The organism is Shewanella olleyana (genome assembly GCF_023283825.1).
GTDB classification, from domain to species: domain Bacteria; phylum Pseudomonadota; class Gammaproteobacteria; order Enterobacterales; family Shewanellaceae; genus Shewanella; species Shewanella olleyana.
This window is the reverse complement of sequence record NZ_JAKILD010000009.1, coordinates 37,878-63,483: the sequence shown is the minus strand read 5'-3', so window position 1 is coordinate 63,483 and position 25,606 is coordinate 37,878. Positions and strand designations below refer to the sequence as shown.

The window sequence follows — 25,606 nt, the reverse complement described above, 5'->3', positions numbered from 1 at the left end:
TCTATGGCGATTCAAATTCTGCCGCCGCAACTTGCTAACCAAATTGCGGCTGGTGAAGTGGTTGAAAGACCTGCATCTGTTGTCAAAGAGTTGGTTGAAAATAGCCTGGATGCTGGAGCTACCCGTATCGATATTGAAATTGATAAGGGGGGCAGTAAACTTATTCGAATCCGTGATAATGGTAAAGGTATTGCGAAAGAAGAGCTTGCTCTGGCATTGTCACGTCACGCTACTTCCAAAGTTCACTCATTAGATGACCTAGAGGCTATTCTCAGTTTTGGTTTTCGTGGTGAAGCGCTAGCGAGTATTAGCTCTGTTGCACGCTTGAGCTTAACCTCAAAGCCTGCTGAGCAAACTGAAGCTTGGCAAGCGAATGCTGCTGGCTCGCAAATGGATGTGAAAATTACGCCGGCTGCGCACCCTAAAGGTTCGACAATTGAAGTCGTTGATTTATTTTTTAATACTCCAGCGAGAAGACGTTTTTTAAAGAGTGATAAAACTGAATTTACTCATATTGATGAGTGGCTCAAACGTATCGCCATTGCAAGAACCGATGTCCATTTTACCCTAACGCACAATGGCAAGTTAGTTCGCCAATACCGTCCTGCAAATACTGAAATTCAGTACAAGCAGCGCCTAGGACAAATTTGTGGTCGTGGCTTTGCTGAACAGGCTTTACATCTTGCTTGTGAACATGATGGACTGACATTGTCGGGGTATTTACAGTCACCAAGTGATACTCAAGTCACCGATAGCTGCTACTTTTATGTCAACGGACGCTTAGTTCGTGATCGTTTAGTGAATCACGCAGTAAAACAAGCTTTCGGACGTTTTAATATTCAGCATCAACCTGGTTATGTACTGATGCTTGAAATTGATCCGCATCAAGTGGACGTCAATGTTCATCCTGCAAAACATGAAGTGAGATTTCATCAAAGCAGGTTGGTTCATGACTTTATATTGCAAGCTTTGCAGTCAGTTTTAGAGCAAATTTCCGAACTCGCTATTGAACCTGCTGGATATCATGAGAATGCTTCTGGCCATGCCTCGCATAGCTCGAGTGAATTACCTGCTTCGTCTGTGCATGGAGAAATACAAGCACAAACGAGTCGACTACCTCAATCTGGTACAGGTAATTTATATGCAGGAGAAGGGGCTCAGGCCGGACAGTATTTAAATCAAATCGGTGCTAATCACACTGATACAGATAGAGAATATCAACCAAGAGAAGTGAGCAGTAATCGGTTTGGTAATATGTCTGTGCCAGCGCAGGGGCATCAATATGGTGGCTCTCAAGGTGGAAACTCTAGAGCAATTGATTCTGCTGAGGTAACACCAACCGCATTAGCCAATTATGGTCAATTACTGCAAACTAATAATGATAATGCTTCATTAACACAAGTTAATGAAGTTAATACTACTGCAATAACGACCATGCCGCCCTTGCTAGATGGACAATATTGGGTTATTGCAAAGGACAGTCAGTTACTGTTGCTCGATATTGTGCAAGTGTCTGTTATTGTTGTTAAAAATGACATTTTATCAAAAATAAAAACAGGATTAGTTGGCCAGCCGTTATTAATGCCAGTTTCAATTCAAGCAGATGTAGACTGGAAAGGGTTGCTTGAAGAACGAGACTTATTGCTACGTAGACTCGGTTTAACCTTATCTATTCGCTACCAACAGTTGATAATTAAGAATGTGCCCCCATATCTGAGAGATAGCCAGTTAGCGGTATTAATCCCAGAATTATTGAACTGGATTAAATTGGAAACCCCTTCGGATGAAGCTTTGTCTTTGTGGATTGCAAAACATCAAAAGCAATCGTTTTCAGCAGCTTCTGAAATTTGGTTCAAATACAGTCAATTAGATAGTGACCAAAAGCTTGATATTGAATCAAACGCTAAATCGCTACCGTGGAAAACTTGGTTAGAAGAGAATTAACGTGAACCAAATTAAGCAACCTAAAGTATTGTTTTTAATGGGGCCTACAGCTTCAGGTAAAACAGCTTTAGCCATCGAAATGGCGCAAAATCATAACTGTGAAATTATTTCAGTTGATTCAGCGCTAATTTATCGTCAAATGGACATTGGTTCAGCTAAACCTAATGCTGATGAGTTAGCATTAGCTCCGCATCGCTTGATTGATATTTTGGATCCGAGTGAAAGTTATTCGGCAGCTGATTTCAGACGTGATGCGTTAAATGAGATAGAACAAATTATTGCTCGTGGTAAAACCCCATTGTTAGTGGGTGGAACTATGATGTACTTTAAAGCACTACTTGAAGGCTTGTCGCCACTTCCAGCTGCCGATGAAATGGTGAGAGCAGAGATTTTACAAGAAGCTGAAGAACACGGTTGGGATTTTTTGCATCAACAACTTTGTGAGATTGACCCCGTTGCTGGTGAGCGTATTCACCCCAATGATCCGCAACGTTTATCTCGTGCTTTAGAAGTTTTTAGAATAACAGGTAAGACAATGACCGAGTTGACCGCAACTAAGTCAGAAGCATTACCTTATGATGTGGTCCAATTTGCTATCGCACCACTTGATAGAAAAGTATTACATGAATTAATCGCAAAAAGATTTAAACTCATGATGGAACAAGGTTTTATCGAAGAGGTTCAGCGACTAAAGGACCGAGGTGATTTGCATTTAGATATGCCGTCTATGCGTTGTGTTGGTTATAGACAGTGCTGGCAATACCTAGACGAAGAATTTGACCATGATACTTTGGTAGAAAAAGCCACAGCTGCCACTAGGCAATTAGCAAAACGTCAATTAACATGGTTGAGAAGCTGGCCAGATTTGAATTGGCTTGAAAGTGGGGCCGAAGGAAATTTAGTTACACTAATACGACATTCGAGCTAGATTATTCAGTGTTGCTGTATAATACTCAATCTAAACAGTAAAACATTATTCAAAAAATTTGTTTTGAAAATAAAAAAAGGAAATCGAAATGGCTAAGGGGCAATCTTTACAAGACCCATTTTTGAACGCACTGCGTCGTGAACGTGTACCAGTTTCAATCTATTTAGTGAACGGTATTAAGTTACAAGGACAAGTTGAGTCATTCGACCAATTCGTTATTTTGTTGAAAAATACAGTGAGCCAAATGGTTTACAAACATGCTATTTCGACAGTAGTACCAGCACGCCCATTTAATGTCGCGGCGCAAAGTACTCACACACAGCATGATGAAGCATCTGCTTCAGAATAATATTTAAGGAGTTTGCTACTTGTTTGATCGCTATGAAGCGGGTGAAACCGCAGTTCTTGTGCACATTGACTTTTCTGATGACGACCGAAGAGAAGACATAACTGAGTTACAATTATTAGTCGAATCAGCAGGTGCTCGCTCTGTTGGTGTTATTACCGGAAGTCGACGCTCACCTGATCGAAAGTTTTTTGTAGGTACAGGTAAAGTTGAAGAGTTAGCCGCAATGGTAGCTGCAACTGAAGCTAACGTGGTGATTTTTAATCACGCACTTAGCCCTGCACAAGAAAGAAACTTAGAACAAATTTGTGAATGTCGAGTATTAGACCGGACAGCACTGATTTTAGATATTTTTGCTCAACGAGCGAGAACGCACGAAGGTAAGTTACAAGTGGAGCTAGCGCAATTGCGCCACATGTCGACTCGCCTTATTCGTGGCTGGACTCATTTGGAGAGGCAGAAAGGTGGTATTGGTATGCGAGGCCCTGGGGAAACTCAGCTCGAAACCGATAGACGCTTACTGCGTGGACGCATTAAGAGTATTAATCGTCGACTAGAAAAAGTAGATAAGCAGCGTGAACAAAGTCGCCGTTCGCGTAAGCGCAGTGACTTATCGACAGTCTCATTGGTGGGTTATACCAATGCAGGTAAGTCGACACTGTTTAATGCGTTAACCGCTTCAGAGGTTTATGCAGCGGATCAGTTGTTCGCCACACTGGATCCGACACTGCGTAAACTAAATTTACCTGATGGTGCCGTTATTTTAGCGGATACCGTTGGGTTTATTCGTCATTTACCTCACGACTTAGTCGCAGCCTTCAAAGCTACATTGCAGGAAACTCGTCAAGCTGACTTGTTATTGCATGCTGTTGACTGTGCTGATGAGAATATGACCGAAAATTTCGAACAAGTTCAAAATGTACTTGAAGAAATTGACGCAGATACTATCCCACAATTAGTTGTTTGTAATAAAATCGACTTATTGGAAGATTTTGTACCTCGCATCGATTACGACGATGATGGGATGCCTGAACGAGTTTGGGTATCTGCACAAAAACAAATTGGATTTGAATTGCTACTACAGGCTATCAACGAGTTAATCGGTGAAGTTATTGTGGAGCAAACATTGAAAATACCAGCGACGGCTGGGCATTATCTTGGTCAGTTTTATGGACTGGACGCGATACAGCAGAAAGAGTATGACGATCTGGGGAACTGTATTTTGTCTGTTCGTTTGTCGGAAGCCAATTGGCGTCGATTAACAAAACAGAGTCAAGGCGAATTAGAGACGTTTATTTGTGAGGATTCATTAGAAGACTCAGAAGTAGACGTTACTTGCTAATAACATTTATTTCATCCACTTATGGAGTGCTAAATGGCTTGGAATGAGCCCGGTAACAAGGGAAAAGATAAAGACCCTTGGGGAAACAAAAACGGTAACGATAAAGGCCCACCAGATTTAGACGAAGTATTTCGTAATCTTTCAAAGCGCTTTGGCGGTGGTAAAGGTGGTTCAGGTGGATCTTCAAGCCCTTCATTTAACTCAACCAGCATTATTGTTGTTTTAGTTATTGGTTTGTTGGTATGGGGAGCTTCAGGTTTTTATACCATTAAAGAAGCAGAACGTGGGGTGACCTTACGATTCGGACAGCACTCAGGCGAAGTTGGACCTGGTTTACATTGGAAAGCAACATTTATTGATGAAGTTTTTCCTGTGAACATTAAAGCAGTTCGATCGATTCCATCTTCTGGCAGCATGCTAACATCTGACGAAAATTTGGTTAAAGTTGAGCTAGATGTTCAATACCGCGTAGACGATGCATATTTATATTTGTTCAGCGCTGTTGATGCCAATGCAAGTTTAAGAGAGGCAACTGATAGTGCTTTACGTTATGTGATTGGCCATAACACAATGGATGACATCCTGACCACTGGTCGTGATGCCATTCGTCGTGATACATGGTCTGAACTAGAACGTATTCTTGAGCCATACAAATTAGGTTTATCAATTCAAGACGTCAACTTCTTACCTGCGCGTCCGCCAGAAGAAGTTAAAGATGCTTTTGATGATGCAATTTCTGCGCAAGAGGATGAGCAACGTTTCATTCGTGAGGCAGAAGCTTATGCTCGTGAAATTGAACCTAAAGCACGTGGTCAAGTTGAACGTATGGCGCAGCAAGCAAGTGCTTATAAACAACGTGAAGTGTTAGAAGCCCAAGGTAAAGTTGCCCGTTTTGAACAACTATTACCTGAGTATAAAATGGCACCAGAAGTGACTCGTAAGCGTCTTTATTTAGATGCAATGCAAGCAGTTATGGCTGACACGAATAAGGTACTTATTGATACCAAGAACAGTGGTAACTTAATGTATTTGCCTTTAGATAAAATGATGGATAATCAAACCAAGAATAAAGAGGTTGAGCCTGTTGCAGAAACGCACATCAATACCCCTTCAAATAATTCGTTTGATTCTTCAATGCCGCTTGATGGCCGCCAAACTCGCGAAGCTCGTTCTCGCCAAGGGAGGGACTAACTTATGGGTAGATTTGGACTGATTATTTTAGTCATTCTTTTAGGTGTTGGCTTTTCATCTTTGATGGTAGTAAATGAAGGCGAACGTGCCATTGTTTCTCGCTTTGGTGAAATTTTAAAAGATGATGTAAATGGCGAAGCTGTTACTCGTGTGCTTGCACCGGGGATTCATTTTAAAATTCCTGCTATCGATAAGGTTAAATACCTTGATGCGCGTATTCAAACTCTAGATGGTGCAGCTGACCGTTTTGTGACTTCTGAAAAGAAAGATTTGATGGTTGATTCATACGTTAAATGGCGTATTAAAGACTTTGAAACCTTCTACCTTTCAACGGGTGGCGGAAACATAGTGACTGCAGAAGACTTACTACAGCGTAAAATCAATAATGATTTACGTACTGAGTTTGGTCGTCGCACCATTAAAGAAATTGTTTCTGGCAAACGTGATGAACTGCAAAATGACGCATTAGAAAATGCAGCTGAAAGTTCACAGGATCTGGGTATTGAAGTGGTTGACGTTCGTGTTAAGCAAATCAATTTACCAGCAAATGTGAGTAGCAGTATTTTCCAACGTATGCGCGCAGAGCGTCAAGCTGTTGCAAAAGAGCATCGTGCACAAGGTAAAGAGCAATCTGAAATCATTCGTGCAACGATTGATGCTGATGTAACGGTAAAAGTTGCTGAAGCTGAACGTAAAGCACTGACCATTCGAGGTGAAGGTGATGCACTATCTGCTAAAATTTATGCAGATGCATTCAACAAAGATCCTGAATTTTATGGTTTTTTACGTAGCTTAGAAGCCTACAAAGAAAGTTTTGCTGGCAACAGTGATGTGATGGTATTGGAACCAGATAGTGATTTCTTCAAGTACATGAAGTCAATTGATGGCAAGTAAATTCTAATTTACTTGAATAAAAACCCGGTTTATACCGGGTTTTTTTATGCCTGGACTTTTTTATTCAAATAAATTGAATTTATAAGGTTTGAGTTGATTAATCAGTCAAGACTAATTTAGATTAATAATATTTCATTAAATGTTATTAATTTACAGTAGTTTATAAAAATCACTTCTGCATATTTTGTTCCTAAAGTGTAAAAATGCTTGCTCGTTTTTTAAGCTTGATAAAAAAAACATACAAATCCCGCAACTTAGTTGTGTGTTTTACTATGATCTGGTTCTAATTTTTCGCTATAATGAGCCCCGCCTCAAAGTATAGATTTAGCGATTAGTGATTCTAATGTTGCTAAGTTATTAAAATATAAGAATTCCAACACCCTCTGGGAGATAAGTGGATGAGCAATGCGCCAGTCGATACCGGACGCCGCAGATTCCTGACAGCCGCAACCGCCGTAGTAGGTGGAGCTGGTGCCGTCGCTGTAGCGGTGCCTTTTATCAAGTCATGGAATCCGAGCGCTAAAGCGAAAGCTGCAGGTGCACCGGTTGAAGTTAATATTAGTAAAGTAGAGCCAGGTCAATTAATTCGTGTTGAATGGCGTGGCAAACCTGTATGGGTTGTACGTCGAACAGATGCAATTCTGAGCGAACTGCCTAAATTGGATGGCCAATTACGCGATCCAGCCTCTGAAGAATTACAACAGCCTGATTATGCAGCTAACCCTGCACGCTCAATCAAGCCTGAATTCTTCATTGCTGTAGGTATTTGTACTCACCTAGGTTGTTCACCAACTTACTTACCAGATTCATTTGGTGAGCAAGTAGAAGGTGTAACTGCTGGTTTCTTCTGCCCATGTCATGGTTCTAAATTTGATATGGCTGGTCGTGTATTCCAGGGTGTACCTGCACCATTAAACCTTGTAGTCCCTCCGCATCAATATGTTGATGATGGCACGGTACTCATCGGTGTAGATACGGGAGCTGCATAATGGTTAAGAATATCGTAGATTGGATTGATGCTCGCATCCCAATGACAGCGACTTATAATCGTCACGTTGGTCAATATCCAACTCCAAAGAACTTCAACTTCTGGTATTTCTTTGGTTCATTAGCACTACTTGTTTTAGTTAACCAATTACTGACCGGTATTTGGTTAACCATGAATTACGTACCAACGGCTGAGGGAGCTTTTGCTTCAGTTGAATACATCATGCGTGATGTTGAATACGGTTGGTTACTCCGTTATATGCATTCCACCGGTGCTTCCGCATTCTTTGTGGTGGTCTATCTTCATATGTTCCGTGGCCTTATCTACGGTTCTTACCAAAAGCCAAGAGAATTACTTTGGTTATTCGGTATGTTGATTTTCCTTGTATTAATGGCTGAAGCCTTTATGGGTTACTTGCTACCTTGGGGACAAATGTCTTACTGGGGCGCACAGGTAATTATCTCATTGTTTGGTGCAATACCTTTTATTGGTGATGACCTAACATTGTGGATCCGTGGTGACTATGTTGTTTCTGGTGCTACGCTAAACCGCTTCTTCGCATTGCATGTTATTGCTCTGCCATTAGTACTTGTTGTACTTGTTTTCCTTCACTTAATTGCATTACACGAAGTGGGTTCAAATAACCCAGATGGTGTTGAAGTTAAGAAGAATAAAGATGAAAACGGATGGCCAGTAGACGCTATTCCTTTCCACCCTTATTACACAGTGAAAGACATCATGGGTGTGGCCGGTTTCTTAATCGTGTTCTGCTATGTGTTGTTCTTTATGCCTGAAGGTGGCGGTTACTTCCTTGAAAAGCCAAACTTTGAAGCGGCTAACCCAATGAAGACACCTGAACATATTGCGCCGGTTTGGTACTTCACACCGTTTTACGCAATCTTACGTGCGATTCCTGACAAGTTATTAGGTGTTGTAGGTATGGGTCTTGCGATTGCTGTGTTGTTCGTACTACCTTGGCTAGATCGCTGTAAAGTGAAGTCTATCCGTTACCGTGGACTGATCCACAAGATTAACATTGCACAATTTACTGTGTCTTTCTTAATCCTTGGTTACTTAGGTGCTGTTCCTGCAACACCAACATTAACTATTGCGGCTCGTATCTTTACACTTACTTATTTTGGCTTCTTCGTTGCGCTGTGGGTTTACAGTAAAAATGAAAAGACAAAACCGGTTCCTACGAGGGTGACACACTAATGAAAAAGTTATTAATTGCATTAGTTACATTGTTACCATCACTTGCTATTGCAGCAGGTGGCAGCAATGTTCATTTAGAAAGTGCCAATGTAGACTTTCACGATAAAGAGTCTTTAGAGCGTGGTTTGAATTTATTCCAACAATATTGCTCTGGCTGTCACAGCACTCAGTACCAACGCTATGGTCGTGTCGCTGAAGATTTAGATATCTCAGTAGATGACATGCGTCAAAAGTACATGTTCACTGACGCTAAAATTGGCGAGCTGATGGAAAACGCAATACCACCTGCAGATGCTGCAAAGTGGTTTGGCGCAGCAGCTCCTGATCTAACGTTAGTTGCTCGTGTACGTGGACAAGATTGGGTGTATTCATACCTAAAAGGCTTTTATAAAGATGAAAGTCGTCCATTTGGTGTGAATAACACTGTATTCCCTTTAGTGGGTATGCCACATGTTCTTGAAGATTTACAGGGTATCCCTGTAAAACAAGAAGATGGTACGTATGTGACAACTGGCGGTTCAATGAACGCCGAAGAGTATGACCAAGCGGTTCGCGATATTACTGGTTTCCTTGCATATTCTGCAGATCCAGTGAAGCTTGAACGTGAAGCTTTGGGTTGGTGGGTACTCGGATTCTTGTTTATTTTCTTCATCGTTGCTTACTTGTTGAAGAAAGAATACTGGAAAGATGTGCACTAGACACGAATAACGGGTAAAATACATTATTCGCATACTTTAAACGAGGGGCTTTGCCCCTCGTTTGTTTTGTTTTTTCCGTTTTACTGGAGGGTAACAATGGCTGTAGCTGCCAACAAACGCTCTATCATGACACTTTTTTCTGGTGCCGATGATTTATATAGCCACCAAGTACGTATCGTCTTGGCTGAAAAAGGTGTAACTGTTGATGTATTGCAGGTAGAACCTAGTGAGAAACCTCAAGAGTTATTGGATGTTAATCCATACAACTCAGTACCGACTCTAGTTGATCGTGAATTAGTTCTGTATGAATCTCGTATTATTATGGAATATTTAGATGAGCGTTTTCCTCATCCTCCATTAATGCCTGTATATCCGGTTGCTCGTGGCCAAAGCCGTCTAATGATGCACCGTATTGATACTGACTGGTATGTACTAGTTGATCGTATTCGTAAAGGTGATAAAGCTGACGCAGCTCGTAAAGAGTTAACTGAAAGCTTAGTTGCTTTAGCACCAGTATTTGCAGAAATGCCATACTTCATGAGTGAAGAATTCGGCTTAGCTGATTGTTACTTAGGTCCGTTATTATGGCGTTTACCTGAGTTAGGTATCAACTTAGATGTTCGTACATCTAAAGATATCCATGCTTACATGACACGCATTTTTGAGCGTGAATCATTTAAAGCATCGTTAACTGAGGTTGAGCGCGAAATGCGCATGGGTATGTAATGAAAGCGATTACACCTAACCGTCCATATTTGTTGCGGGCTTACTACGAGTGGTTGATGGATAATCACTTTACCCCACATGTTGTTGTGGATGCATTTGTAAAAGGCACCCAAGTACCTCAAGAGTTTGTTAAGGACGGTCAAATCGTACTTAACATTGCTGGCGGTGCAGTGGGCAATTTACAAATGACCAATGAATTTGTCGAGTTTAATGCTCGATTTGGTGGTGTACCTCAGCAAGTTGTTTTACCTATGGCTGCAATCGTTGCGATTTATGCGCGCGAAAATGGAGCTGGCACTGTGTTTGATATGGAAGATGCTTATATGCCTGAAGATGAGTCAGAAGACTTATCTCCAGCGCCACGCTCTTTCTCAGCAGTTGAAACAACAGAAAAAACTGAAGTGACAGAAGAAAAGCCTACAAGCAATTCTGAAAAACCAAAAGGACGCGCGCATCTAACAGTCGTTAAGTAACTGTCGTTAAGTAACTGTCGTTAAGTAACTGTGTAGTGCGTGAGTCTGATTCATAAAAAAACCAGTCATTGAAAAGTGACTGGTTTTTTATTACCTAGTAATTACTAATTAGTGATTAAAGCTTGGGTCCGGTTTATCAGTCGAGATAAGTCTTTGCAAGACGGGTAAGTTTAAATGCGATTTTCAGGCAACGGTTTTCTAGGTTGTCACTTTCAGTCTCTAATTGATAACGTGCAATCACAGCAAGGTAAGCTGACAGCTGCCTAGAGTCCTGGGATAGTGCCAATAATGTAATTGGTTCTATCAGAGAGGCATATGGGTGACGACTGTGCATCGTTTGATTAAGCTCTAATGGATCCCAATCAAAACAGACACAATGAATCACTGTTGATGTTAACTGCTCAAATGAAGATTGATCGATTGTAGGCTCAGGTAACAGTTTAACTAGTCCTTCAAATAAGCTTTCGACTCCGTAGGCTATATGCTCATCTGCCGATGGCTGATCAATAAAACAAAACTCCCCTAAGCTTAACTTGGCGTTTTCAGCAGAATCCACTTCAATAGATTTCTTTCGCCCCTGATGCCAAGCAAAACTGACTAAAGGATAATCTTCAGTTCCTGCATTGTAATTTACACAGACTAAATGCTCATTTTGAATATCTGGAAAACTGTCTTGAGGATAATGACCAATTACCACTGGTATCGATAATTTTTGGTGTGGGTGAGTCTCTGTTAGCTCAAAATCTGGATAATTTAAACAGCTTGTCATCAAGGATGATAATGGATGTGTAGCATCAAATGCTGCAGGCCAAAATTGTTGAGATAAGCTATTAGCCGCAATCAAATTTACATTCTGGTGAGAGTGACCTTGTGATGCAGATGCTGCATTTTTATCGCTAACATGTCCCTCATGTTCTTTTATAGACAAGTAAGGATTGAGTTCATTGATTACATTGTTATCCCAGCAAGCGTGAATGGCTCGAATATGATCAAAATCTAAATAAATAGGCAATGCCATAAACCAATCGACCCATTTAAATAGCTGTTCGTCTCCTTGAGCAAACTCTTGTAAAAATAACGGTCTTTGCTGGTTCAGATCGTTTAGATTTTCAGTGACAGTTTCTGGTAAGTATGGCTTATCAGTAATGGGATGGTGTTTACTCCAACCTATTACTTCAAATTCATTACTGCCTAGCAGACAATAAGCAAAGCCTTTATCGACCATGTTTTTTACTAAAGTCAGTAAGGCGATATGTTCTATATTCTCGCCAGTATTAGCAGCGATTAAATTGCCACAAAAAACCAGCTTAACAAATTGAATGCTCGATTCTGGATCATCGATATCAAAATCAATTTCTACTAATAGGTCATTTAATTTGTCTAATCGGCCGTATACATCCCCTATAAAATATAGGCTAGTATTGTCGATTGTTATCTTGTGGCTGTGCATGGTTAAAACCTAGAAGCAGGATAATAATAGGTCGTTATTATAACTCAGCAATTTATCGTTACAGCTGATTAATTCTCCCTGAGTGCTAAAAACTTAATTGAGCTAACAAGCTATGCTATTATCCGCGACTTCTAGCTCGTCATCGATAGCAGTTGCATTACTGCTCGTCTAAATTGAACGATTGAATATAAATATAGCAATATAAGTGTTGGGACGTTTAATGCTGTTAATGATTGATAACTATGATTCATTTACTTTTAACTTAGTGCAATATTTTCAGCACTTAGGTTTTGAGATCCTGGTTAAGCGAAATGATCAGATTACTATTAGTGAAATCGAAGCCCTTAATCCTAGTCATCTCATTATCTCCCCAGGCCCTTGCTCACCAAATGAGTCAGGGATCTCTCTGGAGGCTATCGCCCATTTTGCAGGTAAATTGCCTTTATTAGGTGTGTGCTTAGGCCATCAAGCTATCGCTCAAGTTTTTGGTGCTAAAGTCATCAAAGCCAAACGCGTTATGCATGGTAAAACCAGTTCGATTACCCACAATAGAGATGGCTTGTTTCAACAGTTGAACCAACCGCTTACAGTCACTCGTTATCACTCTTTATTAGTTGAATCTCTGCCTGAAGGCTTCCAATTAGACGCTTGGTTTGACGACCCTGTTCATGGTCGTGAAATCATGGCAATAAGCCATAAAACTCTGCCTATTTTTGGGGTGCAATTTCACCCAGAAGCCATTTTGACTGAACAAGGTCATGAGCTATTAAATAATTTTCTTACCCATAGCTAACTTCTGTTACAACTTAAGCGATAAATCCCCACAAACATTGTCAATATTTGTGATATAAAAGGCCAATAATAAAAGCACTCGCCAAACTTTTTAACGTTTAGGCGAGAAAATATCATTCATCTTTGATGACAAGGGATTTAATATGACCAGGCTACTGCGAAATGCCGCTCTGAGCGCGCTTACTCTCGCAATTATTTCAGGTTGCAGCGCTACTGCAAGCAACAGCGAAACTTCAACGGTAACGAATCAATCAGCCAGCGCAACAGTTCCATTTGCTATGCCGCCTCAAGCAGAGCAACCACTGACTCTCAATCAAATTATGGCAAACCCTGATTGGATGGGACTGCTAGCGAAAAATGCTTATTGGTCAGACGATAGCCAGTCAGTGTATTTTAGTCGCCAAGAGCATCAATCGCCTATTGCTGACATATATCATCAAGATATTAATCAATCTCAAGCGACCATTCTTAAGCTGAATCAGTTGCATTTAGCGGATCAAAAGCATGGTGTTTTTAACGCTGATAAATCTCAAAAAGCCTATATTTATCAAGGTAATATTTTCGTTAAACAGCTTGCTAACGGCGAAATAAAGCAGTTAACTCGTCAAAACAATGCTGTCGATGAGGTTAAATTTTTAACGTCAGGTGATATCGCCTACATGCAAGGTAATAGTGTATTTAAATTGCACTTAGCTACAGGCATGACCGAGCAGTTAGCTGATATACAAATGGCGAAAGCACCAAAAGGTGTTCAAGACCCTGAATCATATATTGCTAAGCAACAGCATCGTTTGATTGCGTATGTGGCTTTGCAACATGACAAGAGTAAAACTCGTGCTGAGTACGCCGATGAGTTAGCTGCTCAAGACCCAACTTTTGCTGCCAAAACCTGGTACTTAGGTGACAGTGAAAAAGTCAGTGAAATGAGTTTATCGGCAGACGGACGTTACTTAGTCGTGTCATTAGCAGACAAAAGCTATAGCTGGCGCGCTGAGCACGACATCATGCCGAACTACCTTGGTAAAGATGGCTATGTTGATGCCGTACCAGCTAGAGCAAGAGTTGCAGAAGACAGCAATCCAGGTGAGCGATTAGTCTTATTAGACTTAGTTGACCATGTTAAAAAAGACATCACCATAGAAGGTTTAACCGGCTTTGATGAAGATGTACTGGCATCGGTTAAAGCGGAAAATGCTAAAGCTCAAGGTGAGAGTTACAAAAGTAAGTCTGAGCCGCGCGCTATTCAGTTAATGCAAGACTGGGGCTGGAATCAAAGTGCAATACGCTGGCATGACACTGATAATCAATTATTAGTGATGATGGAAGCTGTTGATAATAAAGATCGCTGGATCGCCAGTGTCGATCTTAGCAGTGGTAAACTAACCACTGAGCATCGCTTGCATGATGATGCTTGGGTTAATTACACTTTCAATCAATTTGGCTGGGTAACGGGTACTGATAAATTCTATTATCTATCAGAAGAGTCTGGTTTTTCTCAGCTATATCTTAAGTCTGCTGGTAAAACGACAGCATTAACTAATGGTGAGTTTGTCGTTGATCAAGTGACATTATCACCAGATGCTAGCCATCTCTATTATCGTGCTAATAAAGATCATCCAGGCACTTACAATGTATACCGAGTTGAAGTCGCTACAGGCAAAACTGAGCAGCTTACACAATGGACGGGTACCTTAGATTATGAATTAAGCCCAGATGCTCAATCGCTTCTATTAACCGCTTCTACGGCAATAAAACCAAATGAGCTATATGTTCAACCTATTGGTGGCGAACTTAAGCAATTGACTCAATACACCAGCAAAGCATTTAGCAATTATGCTTGGCAGGCTCCACAAGTCGTTAAAGTGCCTTCAAGCCATGGTGCGAAAGATATTTACGCAAGAGTTTACTTACCTCAAGGGTACGATGCGGCGAACGCAGACAAATACCCAGCGGTTATTTTTAACCATGGAGCAGGCTACTTACAAAATGCTCATAATGGTTTTTCAGGATACTTCCGCGAGTTCATGTTCCATAACCTGTTAACGCAACAAGGCTATGTAGTCATGGACATGGATTATCGTGGCTCTAAAGGCTATGGCCGTGATTGGCGCACCGCGGTATACCGCAACATGGGCCATCCTGAAGTTGAAGATTTAAAAGACGGTGTAAGTTGGATGGCGAAGAACACTAATGTTGATGCCGCTAAGGTTGGAACATACGGTGGCTCTTACGGTGGCTTCTTAACGTTTATGGCTTTATTCAATGAACCTGAGCTATTCCAAGCTGGTGCAGCATTAAGACCTGTAACCGACTGGGCTCACTATAACGCGCCATATACCTCAAACATTTTGAATACGCCTGATGTGGATCCTATTGCCTACGAGCGTAGTTCGCCTATCGAACATGCACAAGGCTTACAAAAGCCACTATTGATCATGAGTGGTGTATTAGACGATAACGTGTTCTTCCAAGATAGCGTTCGTTTAGTACAGCGCTTAATTGAACTTGAAAAGCCAATGTTCGAAACGGCAATTTACCCTGTTGAACCACATGGGTTTAGACAGCCATCAAGTTGGTTAGATGAGTATCGTCGTATTTATAAGTTGTTTGAACAAGAACTTAAATAATCACTGCTAATTGATAGCTTCATAAAGAGATGAATCTATTGAGAGGTAAAAAGGCTTCCACTGGAAGCCTTTTTTATTGGCCTGTTTTTATATAATGACTATCAATTGTTACATAAAGCGGCCGATATCATTTATTATCATCAATATATGTATCAGGGTTAAAGGTAAGCAGTAGTGGCAGTGTCGGTAGCGGGTGGAGTCAGACCTGGAAAGGTCATCGAAGTTGAAAATCGGTTATATAAGCAACTTATCGTAGGGAAAGAGAAACTGACCCAACAATTTGATGATCGTGATAAACAACTAGAAGATGTGGCCAACAAGCTAGAAGTCGAACGCCAAGCCATTAAAGCACGTATGGAAGAGCAAGCTAAAGCGCAACATGTGCTGAAGCGGATCTCTGAGCAATTAACCGTAACAGTAATGAATGGCTTAGAGCATCAATTAAGCTCGCCCAAACAAATGCTTGAACAATCAGGCTTAGCTGAATCACAAGTTTTTCTGCTCGACTTATTACTAAATAAAGACCCTGATCTGCGCCGTATCCGTCCTTTAGTCGAAAATATCTCTTGGTTGTATACCGATTTAGTAAACTTAATTAATAGTCCCGCCTCGAGCCATAGAAGACCTCAACGCTCTGAAATTAAGGTTACTGACATCAAACTAGTGTTGAATTATATCGGTATTGAAAATCTACAAGCTGTGGTGCCTTATTTTTGCCTGCGTAATTGGTTACCTGCTGGCAATGCAAATCTTGTGTGGACCACAAGAAAATTATGGCGATACAGCATGATGACGGCTATTGCAGCTAAAGCTTTGGCGGTATTGCACGAAAAAGATGTGGCATTGGTTTATAGCGCTTCATTAATGAAACAGCTGGGTAGTGCGACGATTTTAAATGCCAGTGCGAGACAGTTTGAGAAAACATGGGGCACTTGGCTTCGAGAAACCAGTGCTAAAGGGGATAAGCACCTTTATGACGCAGTGATGGCATCGGAGTTTCCAGCGAGTGAAGTGTTTGCCAAGGTGATGTCTCATGGTGAGCAGCTTAACTGGCAAATGTTGGATTTACTTGAGTTTGAAAACAGTAAACTGACCCAATTACTAAAAGAGCTAGACTTTAATTATCATTTCAGCGAGTTCTCGCCTGAAAGTGCCATCGTCGCTAAAGCAAGTTGCTTTGCTAAAGTGTTATTACTTGAAGAATCCCGCCTCATTGAGCCACAAGAAAAGCGTGTCATGTTTGATTATTATGAATTTACAGAGCAAGAACTTATCAGGCTAAAAGCACAAAACTATCGCAAACTCGACCTGGTTTAATCACGGTTATTGAGGATTCTTGGGCTTAATTTACCTGTGTAGTTATGCATTTTTGATGAATAGCTAGGTGATTTGAGCTCAAATAACTTTTTTTATGACTATTTATGCTTAGATTTAGCAAAATAAGCACTTTGTATGCGCATTTTTATCACTCTTTATTCACTAATCATTTCAGTAATGAATAGTTAACAGCTAAAAACTGGTATTTTGATCACAATTTAGCTAATAATGTCCTTCAAGTTAGACAAGCAACCGCTGCGATACTAAACCAAAATCAATATAGACAGCGGACTAGAGTGATTTAAAAATCACTTATTAACCAAAGGACGAAAAGTAATGAGCGTTGAAATGAACTTAACACGTGCCCAATTTGATGAAGTCATGGTGCCTAATTATGCGCCTGCAGCAGTAATTCCTGTTCGCGGTGAAGGTAGCCGAGTATGGGATCAACAAGGCAACGAGTTTATTGACTTTGCTGGTGGTATTGCAGTGAACTGTTTAGGTCATTGTCACCCAGCTTTAGTTGGCGCGCTTAAAGAGCAAGGTGAGAAACTTTGGCATCTTTCAAATGTGATGACTAACGAGCCTGCTCTAGAGCTAGCAACCAAGTTAGTTAATGCCACGTTTGCTGAGCGTGTTTATTTTGCCAACTCTGGTGCTGAAGCAAACGAAGCTGCGTTAAAACTTGCTCGTCGTTACGCCCTTGAAAACCACGGCCCACAAAAAGATCAAATCATTGCATTTGATAAAGCCTTCCACGGCCGTACTTTCTTCACTGTTACAGTTGGCGGCCAAGCGGCTTACTCTGACGGTTTCGGTCCTAAGCCACAAAGTGTTACTCACGTACCATTCAATGATATTGCAGCTTTAGAAGCGGTAATCTCTGATAACACTTGTGCGATCATGCTTGAGCCTCTACAAGGCGAAGGCGGCATTATCAATGGCGACCCAGAGTTCTTAAAAGCCGTTCGCTCATTAGCTGATAAACATGATGCGTTAGTTATTTTTGATGAAGTACAAACTGGTGTTGGTCGTACTGGTGAGCTATTTGCTTACATGGGTACTGATATTGTGCCTGATATCTTAACCAGTGCTAAAGCATTAGGCGGCGGTTTCCCAATTGCAGCCATGCTAACCACAGCTAAAATTGCTGCACATTTAAAAATTGGTACTCATGGTTCTACGTACGGCGGTAACCCACTAGCTTGTGCTATTGGTAACGCGGTAATGGATGTGGTTAACACGCCAGAAGTACTTAATGGTGTTAAGCATCGTGAACAGTTATTCCGTGATGGTTTAGCGGCTATTAACGCAAAATACAATGTATTTGAAGAAGTGCGTGGTCAAGGTATGTTACTTGGCGCAGTACTTAACGAACAATACGCTGGTCGTAGCCGTGACTTCCTAGTTGCATCAGTTGCAGAAGGTTTAATGAGCCTTATTGCTGGTGCTAACGTTGTGCGTTTTGCTCCTTCTCTTGTGATCCCAGAAGCTGATATTGCTGAAGGTTTAGCGCGTTTTGAACGTGCTGTAGCTAAAGTAGTTGCAGGTTAATCGATAAGATTGCGCAGCCATTATGGTTGCGCTTTTTTGTTTGGGTAACCAATGAAGTGAAGCTTTTACCTTATCAGCTTTACTTTATTTGGTGTTATTTAGGAGAGTTTGATGCTAATCATTCGACCAATTCGCGCCAGTGATTACGATGCTCTATACAAAGTAGCTGTTGAATCAGGACATGGATTTACTTCCTTGCCTGTCAATGAAGAGCTACTGCGATCGAAAATCGCTCGTGCAGAAGCCTCTTTTTCCAAGCAAGTTGAAAAACCTTTTGATGAAGGTTATTTGATGGTGCTTGAAGATCTGAAAACCAATGAAGTTGTCGGTACCTGTGGTATCGAAGCAGCTGTTGGAATGGAAGATGCCTTTTATCATTACCGTTTAGGTACTGAAGTTTATCATTCAAAGCAAATCTCAGTTCGTAATGAAGTTGAAACCCTGACTTTGTGCCATGACTACACTGGCGCAGCGGAATTGTGCACTTTATTTTTGAACAAAGAATACCGCCGCGGTTATAACGGCCGCATGTTGTCACGTTCTCGCTTTTTGTTTTTAGCGCAACATGCACAACGTTTCGGTAGCACTGTTATTGCGGAAATGCGCGGTGTGAGTGATGAAAAGGGCGATTCGCCTTTTTATGAATGGTTACAAGATCATTTCCTCGGTATCGACTTTGTTGAAGCTGATTATTTATCAGGTCTTGGCAAAAAAGCTTTTATGGCTGAAATGATGCCGCGAAGCCCAATTCATGTTTGCCTATTGCCTAAAAAAGCGCAGAAGGTGATTGGTGAAGTTCATCGCAACACCAAACCTGCATTGAAACTGCTTCAAGCAGAAGGCTTTAAATTTAGAAATTACGTCGATATTTTTGACGGTGGTCCAACAGTTGAGTGTGCGCTGAACGATATTCGTTCTGTTCAGCAAAGCAGAGAACTTACTGTGACTATCGGAAAAATGCCACATGCAGATCACCAGTACATTGTTGCCAATACATTGCTCGCGGATTACCGCGCGACAGCAGCAAAAATAAAGGTGTCAGATAAACATGACAAAGTCACGCTAAACCCAGAGTTGGCAGAAGCATTGAAAGTGGCTAATGGCGACCCAATTCGCGTACTAGAACTTTAGGACAGCACAAATGACACAATTTATTAAAGGCCAATGGTCTAATGGCGAAGGTCATGAAGTAACATCAGTTAACCCAGCTAACGGTGAGGTTATCTGGAGTGGTAAAACGGCTACTGCAGCACAGGTTAATACGGCAATTGATGCAGCCCGTGCAGCGCAGTTTGATTGGTTTATGTTGGGTTATGAAGCCCGCCTTGCCATTGTTGAAGCTTACCGCAGTGAGCTTGAAGCTAATAAAGCTGAACTTGCAGAAGTTATCGCCCAAGAAACGGGTAAACCACAATGGGAAACCGCCACAGAAGTTGGCGCGATGATCGGCAAAATTGGTTTGTCAGCAGCGGCGCACGATAAGCGTACAGGAACTGAAACTAACGATATCCCTGCAGGCCGTGCAGTATTGCGTCACAAGCCTCACGGTGTTGTTGCGGTATTTGGTCCTTATAACTTCCCTGGTCATTTACCTAATGGCCATATTGTTCCTGCATTACTTGCGGGTAACACAGTAGTATTTAAGCCATCGGAGTTAACGCCAAAAGTTGCCGAAGAAATGCTTAAGCTTTGGGATAAAGCAGGATTGCCACAAGGGGTGATTAACCTTGTTCAAGGTGAGCTTGAAACGGGTAAAGCATTAGCTTCACACCCACAGATTGATGGTTTGTTCTTTACCGGCAGTTCACGCACTGGTCACTTATTGCATCAACAATATGCCGGCCACCCAGGCAAAATTTTAGCGCTTGAAATGGGCGGTAATAACCCATTAATCATCAAAGATGTTCAAGATACTAAAGCGGCTGTTCATGACATTATTCAGTCGGCATATATCTCTTCTGGTCAACGTTGTACTTGTGCTCGTCGTCTTTATATCGAACAAGGCGGTGCTGGTGATGCGTTAATTGAGCAGTTAATTGCTGCGATTAAGCAAATCAAAGTAGGTAGCTGGAATGCCCAGCCGCAACCGTTTATGGGGTCGATGATTTCTGAAGGTGCTGCGAAAGGCATGATTGCAGCTCAAGCTGAGCTTCAAGCACTAGGCGGACAATCTTTAGTTGAGTTAACTCATGTTGAAGCGGGTACTGGCCTAGTGTCACCTGGTTTAATTGATGTGACTGAAATCGCTGAATTGCCAGATGAAGAATACTTTGGACCATTGCTACAGCTAGTTAGATATCAAGAGTTTGATCAAGCCATTGATATGGCGAATAACACTCGTTATGGCTTATCTGCTGGTATTCTAGCTGACAGCCGTGAAGATTATGATTACTTCTTAGCACGTATTCGCGCCGGTATCGTTAACTGGAATAAGCAAATTACAGGCGCTTCAGGTTCAGCTCCATTTGGTGGTGTTGGCGCTTCAGGTAACCATCGTGCAAGTGCATTCTATGCTGCTGATTACTGTGCTTACCCTGTTGCTTCAGTGGAAGCTGACAGTGTTAGCTTGCCAGCAAACTTAAGCCCAGGGCTTTCAATCTAACATAACCAAACGCTACTAAGGCAATGACAAGGGCCTGTTGAACTTTGTTGGTTGAATTTTGTTCGAGTTAAAAACGTTTTAATTGAGGCGAATGGATTGATGCCTAGTCATCTAAGCAACTCTTTATTTAAAAAGATGCATTCAACAAAGAGTAAAACGTTTTTAGCCGAACCCTTTGGGCAGCGTTTGTTGGCCATTTTTACTGCGTTATCGACTGTTTGTGTAGAATAACTACACGACAAAGTCTCTGCCTTGTAAAAATGGCCAACAATTCGCTGCAAAAACAACCTTGAAAGCTCAGCAGTCCCTCAGTCATTGCCTTTTTTATAAAGAAGGATTTTATTATGCATACCGACGTAAATGCTCTGTTTGCTGCTTTGTGGCAAGACTATATCAACATGACACCATCAGCAGACAGTATTCATAAGTTGCTCAGTAAAGGCTCGCCGATCATTAATGATCATATTGCTTTGAGAACATTTAATATTGCTAAAGTGAATTTGTCAGTATTAGCTCAACATTTTGAGTCGATTGGCTATGTTGCTTGTGGTGATTACAATTTTGAGCAAAAGAAGCTAATTGCAAAGCACTTTGAGCATCCAGATCCTAAACAACCAAAAGTGTTCATTTCTGAGCTGTTAGTTGAAGAGTTTAGTGCAGAAGCTCAAGCTATTATCCATGGCTTAATTGACCAAGTTGATGTGGCCGATACCAAAGCGGATAACTTCTTGTATTCGGGTCGTCACTGGAATGTTAATCTTGCAGACTATAAGACTCTGTTAGCTGAAAGTGAATATGCTGCGTGGGTTGCTGCTATTGGATATCGTGCGAATCACTTTACTGTTTCAATTAATGAGCTAGCTGATTTTAATCAAATTGAATCAGTGAATGACGCGCTAAAAGGTGCAGGTTTTAAATTGAATACTTCAGGCGGTGAAGTTAAAGGTTCTGCAGCAGTATTACTTGAACAATCATCAACAATGGCTGACAGAATGATGGTGAGCTTTGAAGATGGTGAATTAGAAATCCCGACTTGCTTTTACGAGTTTGCTCGTCGTTACCCAATGGCTGATGGTAATTTGTATACAGGTTTTGTTGCTGCTTCTGCCGATAAGATTTTTGAAAGTACTAATGCGGCTGGATAAGCCAGTAATTGTGCTTGAGGGTAAAGATATATTGAGTTTTTAGCTCATAGTTCAATTCTAAAAAGCCCAAGTCGCCTTTAATACCAATTAGTTAAAGATGACTTGGGCTTTTTATTGATTTGAATTAGCTGCTTGTCATGACCTTAGGATTAGTAAACACAATTGTCACGCTAAGGCCTCCTAAGCGCTCTGAGCTGCTAAATGTCAGAGTGTACCCATATTGTTCTATTATCTCTTTAACGATGGATAAGCCAAGTCCATGGCCCATAACAGCCTCATCTAAGCGTTTGCCCCGATTAGTTAACTGGCTTAACTGATCATCATTCACACCAGGACCATCATCTTCTACGGTCAGGCTCAGCGTTTGGCTATTGCCAACCTCGATAGCGGTGATATCGACAACAATATGTGATTCAGCCCACTTATAAGCATTATCTAGCAGGTTGCCAAATAGCTCCATGCCATCTTCTCTGTGGATAGGTAATCGGTTGATATTTTCAATCACCTTCACTGAGCACTCTATATGTTTATGATGATGAACTTTGTCTAGGGTGCTCGTAAGCGCTTCGAAATCTCGTGGGATAACCATTTGCGCTGCTGGTAGCATATCCCCCGTTATTCTCGCTGCTGCTAGTTTTCGCTCAATCATATTACGAATTTGATCAAGCTGTTGCTGCATCGCTTCAGCTGTTTCAGGGTTAGATAATCCCAAAACTTCAACTTGCTGCTGCATCACAGCGAGTGGCGTTTTTAATCCGTGGCTTAAATTCCCCAAATTATTACGGCTACGCTCAATTTGATTCGCTGTGTAATCTAATAGCTCGTTATAGGTTTCTGCTAACGGTTTTATCTCTACCGGGATTTGGTTTATTTCAAGGGAATTTATTTCACCTTGTCTTAATTTAGCAAGGGAGTCTTGAATCGACTTAACGGGCTTAAAGGACTGCCTGATAATAATAAAAATACCGCCAATCATCGCCAGTAACATGGCTATATTAATGGCCAGCTTAGTGCCAAACACTTCACTGAACACACGCCGGCCAATACTTAAATCTTGTGCAACGGTTAAGGTCGCTACCTTTTTACCGCTGGTGGAGCCAATGCCGATAGACAGTAACTGCATATCATTATTTTTTGGCCCTTTGGCTTGCCAGACTCGGGTTTGATTTTGAGCAAGTAATTCAATATCTAGCTGTGCATCCCATAAAGAGCGCGAGCGAATGATTTGGTTTTCGGAGTTAAATTGAAAGTAACGCCCAGAATAAGCAGGTTTGTAAAAGCTAGAAAGCTCATTTTGATCGATAATGATTTCACCAGCATTGATATGGCTGGCCATGATGATGTGTTCTAAATCTTCTTCGAGGCGATTGATAATCGAATCATGAAAGGCTTGGCGAAGCATGGACTCAAATAAAATGAGTCCAATGACTGTCGCAATAATAATGAGCGCACTAAGCCAAAGACTTAGCTTACTGCGGATTGATATCATTCCACGATGCCGTGAAAGATATATCCTTGGCCGCGGCGAGTTTCAATGGCCGTTTTACCGAGCTTTTTACGTAGATGTGTTACGTAAACCTCTACCACGTTCGACTCTTTTTCATCATCAAATTGGTAAAGCTTGTCTGTCAGCTGAGCTTTTGAGAGTAATTTTTTGGGCGACATGAGGAAGATTTTTAATAATCGAAATTCCATCGCAGTCAGTTCATAGTGGTTCTCACCAATGTGCACTCTTTGTTCCGCTTCATCTAACGTAATGCCGCCATAGCTCAATTGTTTTGATGAGGTATTAAGACGGCCGTGGGCACGGTGGATAAGTGCTTGAACGCGAGCAAGTAGCTCTTGAGCATGGAATGGCTTGCCAAGGTAGTCGTCTGCGCCAGCATTAAAGCCTTCGACTTTTTCGTGCCATTGGCTGCGGGCAGTTAGCATGATAACAGGGGTATCAATGCCTTTTTCACGCCAAGACTGAACCAGGGTTAATCCATTACCATCAGGAAGGCCAATGTCTAAAATGACACAGTCATATTGGGTTTCTTTAATTAAATAGTCTGCTTCAACAGCTTTGTCAGTGACATCGGTAACATAACCAGCTTGTTTAAGTTGTTTCTCGAGTTCGGCAACTAAAAGGGTATTATCTTCAACGAGTAGCAGTTTCATTTATTTGGCATTCACTTGGTAGTTGGTCAATAGACTCTGGCATTCCATTTGTCGCATCAATATTTAAATGGATGATATGCCCTTTTTTTAACTTCAATTGTAAATCATAACGCCATTTGTCGTCCTCTTGATAGAGGCTGGCATCAATTAATTCACCATGACAGTATTGTGCAAGTAAAGTAAGGGAATAATCAAGTGAACGAATGCTACCAGATGTGACCAAGCGTTGAACTTCATCATGTTGAAGTTCGTTTGTTAATGCATGTGATGATGGGCTGAGAGTAGATGCAAATAAACAGAGAAAAAGCGCTGGCAGCAGCCTCATTGGAACGACTCCCATAAAAAAAGTGATAACTAGATTGACTAATTATCACTTTAATTAATTACTCTTAAATCAAGCTGAAGCTTAACTTAACGAGTACCATATACGACTATAGTTTTACCGTGTGCTTGAATAAGGCTTTGCTCTTCAAGCATTTTTAAAATACGGCCAACAGTTTCACGCGAACAACCAACAATTTGACCAATCTCTTGACGAGTGATCTTAATTTGCATGCCATCTGGGTGAGTCATTGCATCTGGCTGCTTAGCTAGATGTAATAATGTTTGAGCAATACGTCCGGCAACGTCTAGGAAAGCTAAATCACCGACTTTTTGGCTGGTGCTTTGTAAGCGGTAAGCCATTTGAGCGGTTAACTTCATAAGGATTTCAGGATTAACTTGAATCAGTTGCTTGAATTTCTTGTAAGAAATTTCTGCAATTTCACATGGCTGTTTTGCACGAACCCAAGCTGTACGTTCAGCTTGCTCTTCGAATAAACCAAGTTCACCGATGAAATCACCTTGATTAAGGTAAGAAAGGATCATTTCTTTACCTTCTTCATCTTTAATCAATACAGCGACTGAACCTTTAACGATGTAGTAAAGTGTGTCAGATTCTTCACCTGCGTGTATCAAGGTGCTTTTCGCTGGGTATTTATGGATGTGACAGTGTGAAAGAAACCACTCCAAAGTTGGATCAGGTTTAGGCTTGCCAATCAGAGCCATGTTTATTTCCTCGATTGATAAAATGAAAGTAAGGACTATCTAATAAAGTAATTGTACTTGAGTTGTAGCTGCAAAACCTTGATGAAGATCGAGTTTAACATTACGAAAAATACAACAAAGACACTATTAACTTATTAAATTTAAGATTTATTTTTGCTACTTTAGTT

The 25,606-nt window shown here is 41.2% G+C and carries 23 protein-coding genes; 18 read left to right on the top strand and 5 right to left on the bottom strand.

Annotated features, from left to right (window positions below; genetic code table 11):
* The first annotated feature begins 3 nt into the window (after positions 1-3).
* The 11 genes from mutL (at position 4) to L2735_RS08140 (ending at position 10,745) form a co-directional block, all read left to right on the top strand.
* Positions 4-1,944, top strand: coding sequence for a DNA mismatch repair endonuclease MutL (gene mutL / locus L2735_RS08190; protein ID WP_248984236.1), 1,941 nt, complete (start codon positions 4-6; stop codon positions 1,942-1,944).
* A gap of 1 nt (position 1,945) precedes the next feature.
* Positions 1,946-2,872 (top strand): tRNA (adenosine(37)-N6)-dimethylallyltransferase MiaA, encoded by a 927-nt coding sequence (miaA, locus tag L2735_RS08185; RefSeq protein ID WP_248984235.1) that lies wholly within the window; start codon positions 1,946-1,948, stop codon positions 2,870-2,872.
* 88 nt (positions 2,873-2,960) lie between these two features.
* A complete protein-coding gene (gene hfq, locus L2735_RS08180) occupies positions 2,961-3,221 on the top strand; it encodes an RNA chaperone Hfq (protein ID WP_248984234.1) in 261 nt (86 codons plus the stop codon).
* Positions 3,222-3,240: 19 nt separating this feature from the next.
* Entirely contained in the window at positions 3,241-4,560 is a 1,320-nt protein-coding gene (gene hflX / locus L2735_RS08175) for a ribosome rescue GTPase HflX (RefSeq protein WP_248984233.1), read from the top strand.
* 33 nt (positions 4,561-4,593) lie between these two features.
* Positions 4,594-5,751, top strand: a complete 1,158-nt coding sequence (gene hflK, locus L2735_RS08170) for an FtsH protease activity modulator HflK (protein WP_248984232.1) — start codon at positions 4,594-4,596, stop codon at positions 5,749-5,751.
* A 3-nt stretch (positions 5,752-5,754) separates the two neighbouring features.
* Positions 5,755-6,645 carry a protease modulator HflC gene (gene hflC / locus L2735_RS08165; protein WP_248984231.1) on the top strand — a complete coding sequence of 297 codons (891 nt, stop codon included), beginning with the start codon at positions 5,755-5,757 and terminating at the stop codon, positions 6,643-6,645.
* 398 nt (positions 6,646-7,043) lie between these two features.
* A complete protein-coding gene (gene petA / locus L2735_RS08160; protein WP_248984230.1) occupies positions 7,044-7,634 on the top strand; it encodes a ubiquinol-cytochrome c reductase iron-sulfur subunit in 591 nt (196 codons plus the stop codon).
* A complete protein-coding gene (locus L2735_RS08155) occupies positions 7,634-8,848 on the top strand; it encodes a cytochrome b (RefSeq protein WP_055024957.1) in 1,215 nt (404 codons plus the stop codon). The genes petA and L2735_RS08155 overlap by 1 nt, the downstream gene beginning before the upstream one ends.
* The gene (locus tag L2735_RS08150; RefSeq protein WP_248984229.1) at positions 8,848-9,546 is read left to right on the top strand and encodes a cytochrome c1; all 699 of its coding nucleotides are present in this window, start codon (positions 8,848-8,850) and stop codon (positions 9,544-9,546) included. The genes L2735_RS08155 and L2735_RS08150 overlap by 1 nt, the downstream gene beginning before the upstream one ends.
* A 96-nt stretch (positions 9,547-9,642) precedes the next feature.
* The gene (sspA, locus tag L2735_RS08145; protein WP_248984228.1) at positions 9,643-10,272 is read left to right on the top strand and encodes a stringent starvation protein SspA; all 630 of its coding nucleotides are present in this window, start codon (positions 9,643-9,645) and stop codon (positions 10,270-10,272) included.
* Positions 10,272-10,745 (top strand): ClpXP protease specificity-enhancing factor, encoded by a 474-nt coding sequence (locus tag L2735_RS08140; protein ID WP_248984227.1) that lies wholly within the window; start codon positions 10,272-10,274, stop codon positions 10,743-10,745. The genes sspA and L2735_RS08140 overlap by 1 nt, the downstream gene beginning before the upstream one ends.
* A 136-nt stretch (positions 10,746-10,881) precedes the next feature.
* Here L2735_RS08140 and L2735_RS08135 read toward each other — a convergent pair whose 3' ends face one another.
* Positions 10,882-12,195 (bottom strand): metallophosphoesterase family protein, encoded by a 1,314-nt coding sequence (locus tag L2735_RS08135; RefSeq protein WP_248984226.1) that lies wholly within the window; start codon positions 12,193-12,195, stop codon positions 10,882-10,884.
* 220 nt (positions 12,196-12,415) lie between these two features.
* Here L2735_RS08135 and L2735_RS08130 point away from each other — a divergent pair, with 220 nt between their 5' ends.
* From L2735_RS08130 to L2735_RS08100, 7 genes are all read left to right on the top strand, one after another.
* On the top strand, positions 12,416-12,988 hold the full coding sequence (locus L2735_RS08130) for an anthranilate synthase component II (protein WP_248984225.1): 573 nt from the start codon (positions 12,416-12,418) through the stop codon (positions 12,986-12,988).
* 142 nt (positions 12,989-13,130) lie between these two features.
* Entirely contained in the window at positions 13,131-15,614 is a 2,484-nt protein-coding gene (locus L2735_RS08125) for a S9 family peptidase (protein ID WP_248984224.1), read from the top strand.
* Positions 15,615-15,788: 174 nt separating this feature from the next.
* Entirely contained in the window at positions 15,789-16,931 is a 1,143-nt protein-coding gene (locus L2735_RS08120) for an HDOD domain-containing protein (RefSeq protein WP_248984223.1), read from the top strand.
* A 336-nt stretch (positions 16,932-17,267) separates the two neighbouring features.
* Positions 17,268-18,485 (top strand): aspartate aminotransferase family protein, encoded by a 1,218-nt coding sequence (locus tag L2735_RS08115; RefSeq protein WP_248984222.1) that lies wholly within the window; start codon positions 17,268-17,270, stop codon positions 18,483-18,485.
* 111 nt (positions 18,486-18,596) lie between these two features.
* The gene (gene astA, locus L2735_RS08110; RefSeq protein WP_248984221.1) at positions 18,597-19,616 is read left to right on the top strand and encodes an arginine N-succinyltransferase; all 1,020 of its coding nucleotides are present in this window, start codon (positions 18,597-18,599) and stop codon (positions 19,614-19,616) included.
* Positions 19,617-19,626: 10 nt separating this feature from the next.
* A complete protein-coding gene (gene astD, locus L2735_RS08105) occupies positions 19,627-21,087 on the top strand; it encodes a succinylglutamate-semialdehyde dehydrogenase (RefSeq protein ID WP_248984220.1) in 1,461 nt (486 codons plus the stop codon).
* A gap of 344 nt (positions 21,088-21,431) precedes the next feature.
* Entirely contained in the window at positions 21,432-22,232 is an 801-nt protein-coding gene (locus tag L2735_RS08100; protein ID WP_248984219.1) for a DUF1338 domain-containing protein, read from the top strand.
* Between the two features lie 124 nt (positions 22,233-22,356).
* Here L2735_RS08100 and L2735_RS08095 read toward each other — a convergent pair whose 3' ends face one another.
* From L2735_RS08095 to crp, 4 genes are all read right to left on the bottom strand, one after another.
* On the bottom strand, positions 22,357-23,721 hold the full coding sequence (locus L2735_RS08095) for an ATP-binding protein (RefSeq protein ID WP_248984218.1): 1,365 nt from the start codon (positions 23,719-23,721) through the stop codon (positions 22,357-22,359).
* On the bottom strand, positions 23,718-24,392 hold the full coding sequence (locus L2735_RS08090; protein WP_248984217.1) for a response regulator transcription factor: 675 nt from the start codon (positions 24,390-24,392) through the stop codon (positions 23,718-23,720). The genes L2735_RS08095 and L2735_RS08090 overlap by 4 nt, the downstream gene beginning before the upstream one ends.
* Positions 24,373-24,717, bottom strand: a complete 345-nt coding sequence (locus tag L2735_RS08085; RefSeq protein WP_248984216.1) for a PepSY domain-containing protein — start codon at positions 24,715-24,717, stop codon at positions 24,373-24,375. The genes L2735_RS08090 and L2735_RS08085 overlap by 20 nt, the downstream gene beginning before the upstream one ends.
* A gap of 86 nt (positions 24,718-24,803) precedes the next feature.
* Entirely contained in the window at positions 24,804-25,439 is a 636-nt protein-coding gene (gene crp, locus L2735_RS08080; protein WP_102529220.1) for a cAMP-activated global transcriptional regulator CRP, read from the bottom strand.
* Positions 25,440-25,606 lie beyond the last annotated feature (167 nt).